Annotated in this window: 10 protein-coding genes; all 10 read left to right on the top strand. The window is 42.6% G+C overall.

The window, feature by feature from the left end:
• The first annotated feature begins 53 nt into the window (after positions 1 to 53).
• The 10 genes from ACIZ62_RS10430 (at position 54) to ACIZ62_RS10385 (ending at position 13844) form a co-directional block, all read left to right on the top strand.
• Entirely contained in the window at positions 54 to 1439 is a 1386-nt protein-coding gene (locus ACIZ62_RS10430) for a PLP-dependent aminotransferase family protein (protein ID WP_414150131.1), read from the top strand.
• A gap of 102 nt (positions 1440 to 1541) precedes the next feature.
• Complete coding sequence (locus tag ACIZ62_RS10425; protein WP_242988571.1) at positions 1542 to 2288, top strand: AzlC family ABC transporter permease; 747 nt, start codon at positions 1542 to 1544, stop codon at positions 2286 to 2288.
• Positions 2278 to 2622, top strand: a complete 345-nt coding sequence (locus ACIZ62_RS10420; RefSeq protein WP_414150130.1) for a branched-chain amino acid transporter permease — start codon at positions 2278 to 2280, stop codon at positions 2620 to 2622. The genes ACIZ62_RS10425 and ACIZ62_RS10420 overlap by 11 nt, the downstream gene beginning before the upstream one ends.
• A 160-nt stretch (positions 2623 to 2782) precedes the next feature.
• A complete protein-coding gene (locus ACIZ62_RS10415) occupies positions 2783 to 3205 on the top strand; it encodes an MORN repeat-containing protein (RefSeq protein WP_414150129.1) in 423 nt (140 codons plus the stop codon).
• A 206-nt stretch (positions 3206 to 3411) separates the two neighbouring features.
• A complete protein-coding gene (locus tag ACIZ62_RS10410; RefSeq protein WP_414150128.1) occupies positions 3412 to 4107 on the top strand; it encodes a TrmB family transcriptional regulator in 696 nt (231 codons plus the stop codon).
• Positions 4108 to 4109: 2 nt separating this feature from the next.
• Entirely contained in the window at positions 4110 to 5363 is a 1254-nt protein-coding gene (locus ACIZ62_RS10405) for a diaminopimelate decarboxylase (protein ID WP_111886719.1), read from the top strand.
• Positions 5364 to 5558: 195 nt separating this feature from the next.
• Positions 5559 to 6794, top strand: a complete 1236-nt coding sequence (locus ACIZ62_RS10400) for an LL-diaminopimelate aminotransferase (RefSeq protein ID WP_414150127.1) — start codon at positions 5559 to 5561, stop codon at positions 6792 to 6794.
• 207 nt (positions 6795 to 7001) lie between these two features.
• Positions 7002 to 8897: a molecular chaperone HtpG gene (htpG, locus tag ACIZ62_RS10395; RefSeq protein WP_414150126.1), complete on the top strand. Its 1896-nt coding sequence runs from the start codon at positions 7002 to 7004 to the stop codon at positions 8895 to 8897.
• Positions 8898 to 9669: 772 nt separating this feature from the next.
• Complete coding sequence (locus ACIZ62_RS10390; RefSeq protein WP_414150125.1) at positions 9670 to 11202, top strand: ABC-F family ATP-binding cassette domain-containing protein; 1533 nt, start codon at positions 9670 to 9672, stop codon at positions 11200 to 11202.
• A 149-nt stretch (positions 11203 to 11351) separates the two neighbouring features.
• The gene (locus ACIZ62_RS10385; protein WP_414150124.1) at positions 11352 to 13844 is read left to right on the top strand and encodes a LuxR C-terminal-related transcriptional regulator; all 2493 of its coding nucleotides are present in this window, start codon (positions 11352 to 11354) and stop codon (positions 13842 to 13844) included.
• Positions 13845 to 13962: the final 118 nt, after the last annotated feature.

The following is a 13962-nucleotide window of genomic DNA, read 5'->3' as shown; positions in this document are numbered from 1 at the left end:
CAGGTGTTTTCGATAGAATGGGATAATTATTAGTTTAAAAGGAGACGAAGATCATGCCGGTCAATTCATTTGAAGATTATCCGATGTCCTGGAAACCGACGTTAAACGATAAGGTTAAACCGCTTTATCTCTCCCTGGCCCGCCAGTTGGAGCAGGATATTAAAGAGGGTCAGCTGCTGCCCGGAACAAAACTGCCGCCCCAGCGGGAATTGGCAGATTTTCTTGATATTAACGTCAGCACCGTGTCCAAAGCCTGTAAGGTCTGTGAATTAAAAGGCCTCCTCAGTGCCACGGTCGGAAGCGGCACCTTTGTTTCCTTTGATGCGCTGGCAAATGCTTACCTATTGCCGGATGATAAACCACGAAATTTGATTGAGATGGGGGCAGTTTTCCCAGATACCGCCACCTTTGGACCATTAATCGGTTGTTTAAAAGAAATACTCAACGAAGCGGATGCCGATAAACTGCTAAATTACAGCCGCCCTAATGCCAATATCTGGTTAAAAGATACAGCGATTAAGCTAATGGAAAAAGGAGGCTTTTGTCCAGAACCGGAGAGTATCTTATTTTCTAATGGCGGCCAAAATGCCATTACGGCCATTCTTGCTGGGCTGTGCCGTCACGGCGATAAAATTGGGGCCGATCCCCACACCTATTCCGGGCTTAAAACGACTGCTTCGATGCTTGGTATCCAGCTAACCCCGATCCGTCATCGTGATGGGGAAATGGACGATGAAGCACTGCTTGATGCCTGCCGTAATGAAAATATCAAAGGTGTTTATCTGATTCCGGACAATCACACCCCGACCACTCATACCATGTCTACTGATCGGCGCAGGGCTTTGGCCCAAACCGCCAGAGATCAGGGGATCTTTATCATCGAAGACGGTGCCTACCATTTGCTTAGTCAAAATATTCTGCCGGCGGTGGCCTCTTTTGCACCGGACCATACCATCTATATCGCCAGCATGTCAAAAACGCTGGCCCCTGGCTTACGTATGGCCTATGTGTCAGTGCCTTTGGCTTATCGAAAGCCGGTGTCAAAAGCGCTGTATAATCTAAATATATCGGTGTCGCCGTTAATGGCAGTGCTGGCGGCCCGGGTTATCGTTTCCGGACAGCTGGATCAATTTATAATAAGTCACCAGCAGAATGCCAGACAGCGCAATAAGTTGGTAAACTGCTACTTACGGGACTTCACCTGTCATGGTAATGAAACGGGAATATTTCGTTGGCTGGAGTTGCCGGGAACCATTAGTGGATCGGATTTTGAAGCACTGGCAATGGAAAAGGGGGTTCGAATTTACGGCGCTGAGCGATTTACCGTTGGAAATAACGTGCCCAGCCGTGCTGTGCGGATGTCTGTTTGTGCTCCGGAAACCCTGGCCGAACTGGAACAGGGAATGATAATTTTAAAAAACCTTCTCGATCAGCTGTAAGATTTTTAATTTGTACGCCATACATTTAATTTATTGTGTGGCGTATTTTTGCGTGATAAAATAAGGCTCAAATTAAACTGCGGGTGAAGGGAGTAAGTCATAGTGAAAAGTTTTATTTTTGCCTTTAAACAGGTGTTACCGGTTTTTTTTCCTTATCTGTTTATTGGCATTGCTTTTGGAGTTTTAATGGATGAGGCTGGCTACAGCGCCGGTTGGTCATTTCTGTCCGGTGTTTTTATTTATGCCGGATCGATGCAAATTGTTTTGGTTTCGCTGCTTACCGCGGGAGCCTCATTAGGAACCATTGCACTGATGACCTTTTTTGTTAATGCCCGACATATTTTTTACGGTATTGCCTTCATTGATCAGTTCCGCAAGATGGGTCGGCGATACCCCTATATGGTTTTAACGCTTACGGATGAAGTCTATTCCATTCTTTGCAGTATTACCTATCCGGATGAAGTGGATATCAGGAAGACCGATTTTTACATTACTCTGATTCTTCATCTGGTTTGGATTCTCAGCTGTGTGGCTGGAGCCCTGTTTGGTCAGCTATTACCCTATGATCTGGCTGGTATCGAATTTTCAGCGACAGCTTTTTTTATTACGGTTTGTATGAATCAATGGGAGGTGATGGATTCTCATTTACCGGCTATCACTGGATTAACCAGTGCATTGGTCTTTTATTTTATCCTGGGACCCAGTCAGTTTATTTTACCAGCGTTGACAGTCAGTGTCCTGGTGTTGATGATGATGAAAGCCAAATCAAATAATCAAAAAAAGAGTGGTGTTCCTGAATTGGAAGCTGGCTTAGCTGGACAAACGGAGGAAATCAGCCATGAGTATTAATTGGATTGACACCTTGGAAGCTCTGGCGGTTGTGGCGCTGGTTACTATTTTTACCCGAGCTCTGCCATTCTTGTTTTTTGGTGGTAAGAAAGAGCTGCCCGATATAGTTCGCTATCTGGGAACTGTTTTACCGGCCGCGATTATGATTATTCTTGTTGTCTTTTGTCTGCGAAACATCAGCCTGATCGCCTACCCCTTCGGTTTGCCGGAGCTGTTAAGTGTCGCGATGGTGATCCTTGTTCATCGCATCAAAAAAAACGTATTTCTTAGCATTATTGCTGGAACCGGGCTTTATATGGTGCTAACGCGAACTTTGTTTATAATTGGAAGCTGAAGAAAGCTTGCCTCGGCATCAGTTTCGGAATTATTCTAAAAAAATGTTGATCTTTACTGTTTTAATATTTATTATGTCAGACTTATGCGGTATAATAAAATCACAATTCTTTATAAGCTGAGGCATATGAAAAGGATGCAAAATTATACAGGGGGATCGGATGAACAAAAGGATGAGATCAAAATTATTTGCCATATTAACAGTGATAAGTCTGTTATTATTGGTTACCAGCGGATGTATCCGTACGCATACCTATGGCGGTGGGGTGTATACAGGAGAATGGAAAAATGGCGTGCCCAATGGTTACGGCAAGTTTGTTTACTCAGAGGATGTAATCTACGAGGGCCAATGGAAAGATGGCAAGCTTCATGGCCAGGGGACTGCTATCGGATATGAGGGAACAAAATTTGAAGGCGAATGGAAATATGGCAAGCTCGATGGTTATGGGACCAAGACAGATAATGGTAATACCTATGTGGGCGAATTTAAAAAAGGCTTAATGGATGGCAAAGGAACCTTGACCATGGCGGATGGGACCACCTATGTGGGAACCTTCGCCAATGATTTATATGTTGGTCCATAAATAATAATATTAAAAAAACAGCATCCAATTTCGATGCTGTTTTTTTATAATCATTCTTGACAAAATTGTTAAACTAGTGTAGACTTACTAAGTAGGAACACTAAGTAAAACAGTAGTAGATCTGAAGAGTAGCAGTTTTAAATAGGCTCCGATCGGCAGATTATGGCAACAATTTATGGTTTATTAAAATAAGGACTGATGGAGTGATGGATATTGTTGAACGACTGACACAATTTGGACTGACAAGGCATGAGGCTTCGATTTATTTAACCCTGCTTGCTGAAGGTGACTTAAATGGCTATGAGGTGGCAAAGATAACGGGTATTTCGCGATCTAACGCCTATACATCGCTGGCGTCGCTGGTGGAAAAGGGCGGGGCTTATGTCATCGAGGAAGCAACCATCCGCTATACCCCGGTCGCTATTTCCGAATTCTGCGAAAATAAGATCAGAAAACTACAGCAAGCCAAGCAGGATCTGATTGTTACCATTCCCACAAAACGGGATGCGGTGGAAGGCTATATTACCATTAAAGGGGAAAACAACATCCTCAATAAATTGCGCAATATGATTCTGGAAGCCCAGGAGCGGATCTACATCTCGGTACCCGGTCAGATTTTAAAAACCGTACTGCCAGATATAAAAGAAGCGATTAATCGCGACATCAAGATGGTGATCATCACCGATGGGTCCTTGTCGCTGGCAGGAGCCACTGTCTATATTGCTGATCAACCGCTCCAGCAGATTCGACTGATTGTTGATTCAACCAATGTCCTCACCGGCGATATGAATAACGGTGAACATTCCACCTGTCTTTATTCCCGCAAGCGGAATCTGGTTGATTTATTTAAAGACTCGATGAAAAATGAAATAAAACTGATTGAAATGACGAAAGGAAATTAAAGATGAAAAAGACCTTTGTAAACAAAGAAAAATTAGAAGAAATCGTAAGAGAATTCCCAACCCCCTTCCATCTCTATGATGAAAAGGGGATTCGCGAAAATGTGCGAAACTTGCAGGAAGCCTTTTCCTGGAATAAGGGCTACAAAGAATATTTTGCCGTCAAGGCGACCCCCAACCCAACTATTTTACAAATTCTAAAAGAAGAAGGCTGTGGGGTAGATTGCTCATCTTATACCGAACTGATGATGTCCGATACGGTTGGTTTTTCCGGAGCGGATATTATGTTTACCTCCAATGTAACGCCAAAAGAAGACTTTGTTTTGGCCAGCAAACTGGGCGCTTTGATTACTCTGGACGATATCACCCACATTGACTTTTTGGAAGAGGTAGCAGGATTGCCGGAAACCATCAGTTGCCGATTTAATCCCGGCGGTGACTTTGTTATTGATAACGCTATTATGGATACCCCTCAGGTCGCTAAATACGGGTTTACCCGGGAACAAATGACCGAAGGATTTGCAACTCTAAAAAGTAAAGGGGTTAAACATTTCGGGATCCATGCCTTTTTAGCCAGCAATACCATCGCCAATGAATATTACCCGGCCCTGGCACGAATTCTTTTCCAGACCGCCGTGGAATTGAATCAGGAAACCGGCGCTCATATTGCCTTTATAAATCTCTCGGGAGGCGTGGGGATTCCTTACCTGCCCGATCAGCAACCTACCGATATTTATGAAGTCGGCCGAGGTGTGAAAAAAGCCTTTGAAGAAATTCTGGTGCCGGCCGGAATGGGTGATATTGATATTTACACCGAACTGGGTCGCTTTGTCCTGGGACCATTTGGACATCTAGTCACCACCGCCCTGCATGAGAAACATACTCACAAAGAATACATTGGTCTTGACGCCTGTGCAGCCAACCTGATGCGTCCGGCCATGTATGGTGCCTATCATCATATCACGGTGATGGGTAAGGAAGATGCCCCCCTTAATCATATCTACGACGTCACCGGGGGCTTATGCGAAAACAATGACAAGTTTGCCATTGACAGAGAACTTCCCAAAATTGATATCGGTGACCTGGTTGTGCTTCACGACACCGGTGCCCACGGCTTTGCGATGGGCTATAACTACAATGGCAAGCTACGATCTGCTGAAGTGTTGCTTAAAGAAGACGGTAGTACCGAACTGATCCGTCGGGCCGAAACCCCGGACGATTACTTCGCCACCCTGGATTTTTCCAAGTGGAAAAAGTAGTTTTAAATAGTGACGCTAATATTAAAAAAAATCGGAGTACCGAAAAATGTTACATCATGTTGTATGCATCAGGGCGAACAGGTCATAGACCTGTCCGATCCTGCAGCATACAACAGATTAACATTTGTCGGTACGGTTCTTGCAAAAGACCTTTATTAAATAGTCAAGAGACGATAACGAAAGGAAAAAAATAACATGGCATTAATTAATGAAAATTATCTTAAATTACCAGGCTCGTACCTTTTTTCAGAAATAGCGAGACGGGTGGAAGCCTATAAAACCGCTAATCCGGAGGCCAACATCATTCGACTGGGAATTGGTGATGTGACCAAACCGCTGCCTGAAGCAGTCATCACCGGTCTGCACGCCGCTGTTGATGAAATGGCCGATGAAAAAACCTTTAAGGGCTATGGTCCGGAACAAGGCTATGATTTTCTACTGGAAAAAATTGTCGAGTTTGATTTTAAAACCCGGGGTGTCGATCTGGCGATTGATGAAATATTTGTCAGTGACGGCTCCAAAAGTGATACTGCCAATATTCAGGAACTATTTAGTCAAGATACTAAAATCGCGATCACTGATCCCGTTTATCCGGTTTATGTCGACAGTAACGTTATGGCTGGCCGCAGTGGAACGTTAGGTGCTGACGGTAAGTGGAGCGAGATGGCCTATATGCCCTGCACCGCCGAAAATGGCTTTGTGCCACAATTGCCAACCAAAAAGGTGGATCTGATTTATCTGTGCTTCCCCAATAACCCGACCGGAACCACGATTAATAAAACTGAGCTGAAAAAATGGGTGGATTATGCCAAAGCCAACCAGGCTATTATTTTATACGATGCTGCTTACGAAGCCTATATTCAGGAAGACGATGTGGCACACAGTATTTACGAAATTGATGGTGCCAAGGAGGTAGCCATCGAATTCCGAAGCTTTTCCAAAAATGCTGGCTTCACCGGAACCCGTTGCTCCTATGTAGTAGTTCCCAAAGAAGTGATGGGCTATACCAAAGCGGGCGAACCGGTTGAAATTAATAAACTGTGGAACCGCCGACACTGTACCAAATTTAATGGCGTTCCTTATATTATCCAAAAAGGCGCGGAAGCTGTTTATAGCGAAGCTGGTCAACAGCAGATCAAAGCGCTAGTAGCATATTATATGAATAACGCCAAAATGATTCGTGAAGGCGTTGCCAGTACTGGAATTGAAGTTTTTGGCGGGATTAATGCCCCTTATATCTGGCTAAAAACGCCGGAAGGCATGGACTCATGGGCCTTTTTTGACAAACTTCTCAGTGAGGTCAACATTGTTGGAACACCGGGTGTGGGTTTTGGTCCCAGCGGTGAAGGGTATTTCAGACTGACTGCCTTTGGCAGCAAGGAAAACACACAAGAAGCGATCAGACGTTTTACCACCGAATTTAAGTTGTAAAAACAAAATAGCAAATGTCCGGCTGTGAGAATTAGCCGGGCATTTTTTTGATTTTTTATCGTTTCAAAGGATTAATTAATTTGATGACCATTTAGTCTTAAAAAATCATTAAAAGTGTTGACACTTTTCATAAAGTTACTTACAATATTGTTAGCACTCACAAAGAAAGAGTGCTAATACGATTACGACATGAAGAAGAGGTATGTTATGGAAAAAAAGCAGTTTAAATCAGAATCCAAGCGTCTGATGGATTTAATGATCCATTCAATTTACACCAACAAAGAAATATTTTTAAGAGAATTGATTTCAAATGCGTCCGACGCCATCGACAAGGTTTACTACAAAACATTAACAGACAAAGATAAAACCTTTAATAAGGACGACTACTACATCCGTATTCATCCCAACAAAGATAACCGGACCCTGACCATTGAAGATACCGGGATCGGGATGACCGCAGCGGAACTGGAAGACAACTTGGGTACCATTGCCAAAAGTGGTTCCAGCGACTTTAAGGACGATCAGGAAATGGAAGAAGATTTTGATCTTATCGGCCAGTTTGGGGTCGGTTTCTATTCAGCCTTTATGGTATCTGACAAGGTTGAGGTGGAAACCAAATCCTTTGACGAGGAAACGTCCTCTGTATGGGTTTCTGAAGGAGCTGATGGCTATACCATTGAACCCGGAACCCGCACCACCCATGGTTCAAAAATTACCCTGTATCTCAAAGAGAATTCGGAAGATAATAACTACGATGACTATCTGGAACCCTATCGCATTCGCCAGCTAGTTGAGCATTACTCCAACTTTATCCGTTACCCGATTAAGATGGTGGAGGAAAAGAGTCGAGTCAAAGAAGACACCAAGGACAGTGAAAATCCGGAATACGAAACCTATCTGGCAGATGATGTTCTGAATTCGATGATCCCGATCTGGCGAAAAAATAAAAATGAGCTGACCGATGAGGATTACAACAATTTCTATCACGACAAGCGACTAGGCTTTGATGCCCCCCTGGCTCATGTTCACCTGAGTATTGAAGGGGCGATGAGCTATAAAGCGATCCTTTATATCCCCGGTCAGGCCCCCTTTGATTACTACACCAGAGACTATGAAAAGGGGCTCGAGCTCTATTCCAACGGCGTCCTGATTATGGAAAAATGCAGCGAGCTGTTGCCGGATTACTTCAGTTTTGTTAAAGGGGTGGTAGACTCCGAGGATATCTCATTAAATATTTCCCGGGAAATGCTTCAGCAGGATCGTCAGTTACGCTTAATCAGCCGTAAAATCGATACCCGAATTTCCGAAGAACTCAAAAAAATGCTGGCCAACGATCGCGAAACCTATGAAAAATTCTTTACCGCTTTCGGTAATCAGATCAAAGTCGGAACCTATGACAAATGGGGACAGGATAAGGAAAAACTTCAGGACTTCCTGCTCTTTTATTCATCCAAAGAAGGCAAGATGGTTACTCTTAAAGAATACGTAGAACGGATGCCGGAAGATCAGAAATACATTTATTATGCCACTGGTTCATCGGTTAGTCAGCTTGAAAAGCTGCCCCAGGTTTCCATTATTAAAAACAAAAATTATGAGATTCTCTATTTAATCGAGACCATTGATGAATTTGTCACCCAGACCTTAAAACAGTATCAGGACAAGGAATTCCGTTCAGTTTCCAGCCAGAATCTGGGACTGGAAGCGCCGGAAGAAAATCAAACCGATGATGATACAAAAACATCTGAAGTGGATGAAAAACTTCTGGCAAAAATGAAAGACCTGATTGGAGATGAAGTCGTGAAGGTAAAAACCACGGCCCACTTAAAAGATGACGTGGCTTATCTTTCCACTGAAGGAGATCTTTCCATCGAAATGGAAATGACCTTAAACACCATGCCTCAGGGGGGTGATGTGAAGGCGAAGAAAGTGCTGGAAATCAACAAAAACCATCCGGTTTATGAAAAACTGAAAAGCTTCTATGAAGTAGATGATGATCAGTTTGCGCTCTACACCGAGTTGCTTTACAATCAGGCCCGACTAATTGCCGGCCTGCCGCTTGACGACGTGGTAGCCTTTACCAAGAACATCAGCAAACTGATGTAATCAGGCGTTCGATTGAGCTACCGTACCGATCAATTGTTAAATCAGTTGTTTGCTGCAGAATCGGACACTAATAAAAAATTAGAAATTTCTTATTAGTCGCGGGCAGTCGCCAACTACAAGCAAGCTTGTGATTGGCTCGTTGCCTTCACGCAGGCTATCGCCGTGTCCGCTCTGATGCAAACAACACGATACAACAATTGTCGGTACTAGAGTATTCATTTTTATGGAAGTTCTTATAGCATTATACTGAGAAAGTACCAGCACCATCCTTAAAGGACAGTGCTGGTTTTTTAAGTGTCAATTGACAAGTTCAACCGGTTTTGATAAAATAGGTGCAGAAGGTGTAACAAAATGATTTTAACTATTGAAGTAGCTCTGGCAATGAAAGTTTCGATGAGACATTGTTTAGAGCCTAAACTAAAACTTTTATTCTCATCGGTCTAAGCGTTTTTATGGGATAGCAACTTATTTTAAGTGTAACGGCAAACTACCCGTACCGACTACTTGTTAATCAGTTGTATGCGCGCAAGTCGTATTGGCTATCGCCGTGTTCGCCTTGAGGCACACAACACGACATAACAATTGTCGGTACTACGATATTTGTTTATTATATTGCTATGCTTTATTTTGATGTGCTTAAACCGATAATCAACAGGAAAGTTTTCAGGCCATAACGCAATGTTCGTTATGGCCTTTTATAATGACAGGGAGTCAGTATAAAATGGCTCTCTGTTTTATTTTTGCTAAAAATTCGCAACGAGGAGAAATATGAATGGGACTATTGGACGTTATTAATCTATCACATACGTTTGGTGATAAAATTTTATATCAGGAGGCTTCCTTTGAATTATTCAAAGGAGAGCATATGGGGATTGTCGGGCGCAACGGAACGGGGAAGACCACCCTTTTAAATACCCTAATCGGAGAAATTATCCCCGATGGTGGGGAGATTCGCTGGCAAAAAGGGATCAAGGTCGGGTATCTCGATCAACATGCTAAAATTGATCAGGATGTGACGGTGTTTGACTATTTAAAAACATCGTTTCATGAGCTCTACGAAACAGAAATCCAGCTCACCAAAATTTATGAAGACATGGGCAGCGACTGCAGTGAAAAAGCCATGAACAGAGCCTCGGACCTGCAAAGTTTGCTTGAGAATTCCGGTTTTTATGAACTGGAAAGCCGGATCTTAAAAATTGCTGATGGGCTGGGGATTACAGCATTGGGGATGGATAGCATCCTGGAACAGCTTAGTGGGGGACAGCGGGCCAAGGTTATTTTGGCCAAGCTGCTGTTGGAAGAACCTAATGTGTTGCTTTTAGATGAGCCGACTAACTTTCTGGACAAGGAACATGTGGAATGGTTGACCGACTATTTAAAAGCCTATGAGGGCACCTTTCTGGTGATTTCCCATGACTTTGATTTTCTCGACAAGATCACCACCTGTGTCTGTGACATCGAGTTTTCCACCATCAAAAAGTACAGCGGCAACATCACCAAATTTATCACCTTGAAAGGGCTGCGACGGGAAAGCTATATTCGTGAATTTGAAGCCCAGAAAAAAGAAATTAAAAAGTTTGAAGACTATATTTCCAAAAACAAGGCTCGGGCTTCCACCGCCAGCATGGCTAAGAGCAGGCAGAAGCAATTGGATCGAATCGATCGGATTCCGCCGCCAGAATTAGTGCCAAAACCCAATTTTCGTTTGACTTCCTTGCACATCTCAGCCCAGCGCTCCTTAACGGTCAAGGATTTGGAGATTGGCTATGATTACCCGTTGCTAGCCAAAATGAATTTTAAAATCGAGTCGGGTCAGAAAACCGTCATCACCGGCTTTAACGGGATTGGAAAATCCACTCTGCTAAAAACCCTGGTCAAACAGATTCCACCGATTTCGGGAAAATTCAAGTTTGCGGATAATATTAAAATCGCTTATTTTGAGCAAGATCTCAATTGGGACAACCCCACTCTGACCCCTATTCAAGTCGTTTCTGATGTGTATCCCAAGCTGTCTCAGAGCCAATTGCGGCGCTATCTGGCGCAGTGCGGTTTAAAAGCAAAAAGCATGCTTCAGGGGGTCGCGACCCTTAGTGGCGGGGAACAGGCCAAGGTAAAAATCTGTATCCTGATGCTGACCAATGCGAATTTTCTGATTCTTGATGAGCCCACCAATCATCTGGATGCCGATGCTAAAGCGGTACTAAAAAGCGAGCTGATCAAATGGACTGGTAGTCTGATTCTCGTTTCACATGAAGCCTCGTTTTATGAAGATTGGGCTGAGCACATTATCAATATCGAGGGTTAGCAGGGTCAGCTTTCCTGGTCTGAACCATAAATTCGAGAATGTCTTTAAAAAAAACTTAACAGGTGTCAAAAATCCGGCTATAATGAATCATAGAGATTATTCTAATTATCAATTTACATTGAATTGAAACTAGGAAATGAGACATTAGAGTGAAAAAACAATTCTTAAAAAGAGAACGCATTAATGATCGTTTAGCACGAGTTTATGATTATCCACTGACCATTGTGGAAGCACCGATGGGTTATGGAAAGACTACGGCAGTTAGAGAATTTCTGGAAACGAAAGAAATAAAATCCATCTGGGTTGCGTTTCAACCTGAGAATGGTTCTGCTGATTATAAATGGAGCAAAGTCTGCGATGAAATTAGCAAATGGGATCGTGATACCGGCGAGACATTAAAGCAGCTGGGCTTTCCGGTGGACGTACCCCAGATGGATCAAGTGTTATCGGTATTAAACACGGTAATCACAGATGAGCCCTTATTCATGGTTTTAGATGACTACCATCTGACTGATTATGAGCCCTTGAATCGGTTGATTGAGCTGATCGTGACCGAGCGAATTGAAAACTTTTATCTTATTATTGTTACCCGAAATACAGGGAATTTAAACAGCACAGAACTTGTGGCCAAGGGATTTTGCAATTGGATCACCCAGGAAGTTTTAAAGTTTACGGAAGTCGAAGTCCGGGATTATTGCATCATGATGATGGAAACAATATCGGAGAAAGACTTGCGAAAAATAACTGAATACGCAGGTGGTTGGATTACTCTGACCTATATGCTGCTGCTTGGTTTGGAAAAAGGGATTCCAGTAGGGATGAATATGACCATCGATGAGCTCATCAGTTTAACGCTTTTTAGTGTTTATGATGCGCTGACCCAAAAATATTTAATCAAACTTTCAATTATGGATCGTTTTACTGCCGAACAGGCCCAGTTTATAACCGGCGAATCGCAGACGGCTGATATTTTGAGAAAAATGAAGAAAGAAAATTCATTTATTTATTTTGATGAAGTAAATAAAACCTATCAAATTCATTTTGTATTGCTTGATTTTTTAAGGTCAAAACAAAATCTCTTAGCCGATGAAAAAAAGGCGCTGTACATCCGCATGGGTGAATGGTATCTAGACAAATTGAATTTTCCAAAGGCTTATGCGAGCTTTTATCGCGCAGGAGAAATTAGACGGATTCTTGAGCATTTGAACAATCCCCAAAACATCAGCTCTGAAATGGCGGTATTTGAGGGCTCGCAGGAGATGTTTGAAAAAACGCCGCTTAACGTGTTGTATCACTATCCGATGGCCTATTTACTGCATATTCTTGTTTGTTTGTTCCACGGAAATGAGCGCACAGCGATTGGTAGTCGTAGACAATTGGATCAGTTAGAGCAGTTTTATAATAAACAGGATGGCATTGATCAGACTTACCGAAATCGGATTCTGGCTGAAATCAACATCGTTAAGCGGTTTACGGTATTTAATCATATTGAAGAATCCACCGTCACCAATGATTTGATTATCAAGCTATTGGATGGGGAACAATCCTACATTATGAGAAAAGAAAATGAATTTACCTTTGGATCCCCCCATCTGAGTTATAATTATTTCAGAGAACCGGGTCGGTATCAAAAAACAGTCCAACTGATTGTCGAGAAGGTTCCGGTTTATTCTCAATTTACCAGTGGCTGCGGAACCGGATCTGAATATCAGGCCCGGGCCGAATACAGTCTGGAAACTGGTAATTGGGCAGAGGCCGAACTTAATGGTGAAAAGGCAATCTTTAAAGCCCGGACCAAAGATCAGCACAGTATTGTTATTTGTGGCAATTTTGTACTGATTCGGCTGATGATTTTACAAGGAAGAATTACTGCTGCCCTGAATCGTCTTCGTGATTTGGAAAAAGAAATTCTGGAGGTCAGGAATCCTATTTACAATACCACCATGGACATTTGCAAGGGCTATGTTTATGCCAATCTGGAACAGACAGAGATGATTCCCTACTGGCTTCAGGTGGGGGATATGACCACTGCTGATTTGCTTTATCAGGGGGTGGCTTTAAATTATCTGGTTTATGGCAAGGCGGTCGCCGCATCCCGGAATTTTGTTAAACTTGAAATTCTTTCCGAGAGTTTTATAGAATATTTTTCGATCTATCATAATCAGTTGGGAATAATCCATAACGGAATCTTTAAAGCCATTGCCAAATATAATCTATATGGCATTGAAGCAGGAATTAATGCCCTTAATAAGATTTTGGGAGAAGCTTATCTGGATGGAATCATTATGCCCTTTGTGGAAAATGCACCCTTTCTCATTGTGATGTTGAGAGAAATCAATGATCGACAGCCTAAAGATCAATTTATTCGCTGGCTGCTATCAGTTAGTGAAGTTTATCTAAAGACTCTGAAAAATGAGGAATTGTCCAGAGTCAGTCTCACTCTACGAGAACAAGAAGTATTGCGGCTTACCGCTGAAGGTCTAAAGCGCGAAGAAATTGCTAAACGGCTTTATATCGCTCCGGGTACGGTTAAGACCCATCTTCAGAATGTTTATAAAAAGCTGGAGGTTAATGGGAAAAATGCGGCGATTAAAACAGCGTTAAAAAATGGCTTGTTGTTTGCAGAAAATGAAAAAGACTAGTTGGCTGTTTGGATTTCATACATAATACAGCTTTTTTCTCCAATAAAGTTATTTTCGACATGTAAGGGTATATACATTATATGTCGCTTATAAGTAAATGATAGCGGCGGAATGGAGA

This window comes from Acetobacterium carbinolicum (genome assembly GCF_047456275.1).
Lineage (GTDB): Bacteria > Bacillota > Clostridia > Eubacteriales > Eubacteriaceae > Acetobacterium > Acetobacterium carbinolicum.
This window is presented reverse-complemented; position numbering and strand designations above follow the sequence as displayed.

Bases quoted from the DNA above. Each gene is read 5' to 3' on its own strand.
- ACIZ62_RS10400 (WP_414150127.1), top strand. From the start codon at position 5,559: ATGGCATTAATTAATGAAAATTATCTTAAATTACCAGGCTCGTACCTT.
- ACIZ62_RS10390 (WP_414150125.1), top strand. From the start codon at position 9,670: ATGGGACTATTGGACGTTATTAATCTATCACATACGTTTGGTGATAAA.
- htpG (WP_414150126.1), top strand. From the start codon at position 7,002: ATGGAAAAAAAGCAGTTTAAATCAGAATCCAAGCGTCTGATGGATTTA.
- ACIZ62_RS10410 (WP_414150128.1), top strand. From the start codon at position 3,412: ATGGATATTGTTGAACGACTGACACAATTTGGACTGACAAGGCATGAG.
- ACIZ62_RS10415 (WP_414150129.1), top strand. From the start codon at position 2,783: ATGAACAAAAGGATGAGATCAAAATTATTTGCCATATTAACAGTGATA.
- ACIZ62_RS10405 (WP_111886719.1), top strand. From the start codon at position 4,110: ATGAAAAAGACCTTTGTAAACAAAGAAAAATTAGAAGAAATCGTAAGA.
- ACIZ62_RS10420 (WP_414150130.1), top strand. From the start codon at position 2,278: ATGAGTATTAATTGGATTGACACCTTGGAAGCTCTGGCGGTTGTGGCG.
- ACIZ62_RS10430 (WP_414150131.1), top strand. From the start codon at position 54: ATGCCGGTCAATTCATTTGAAGATTATCCGATGTCCTGGAAACCGACG.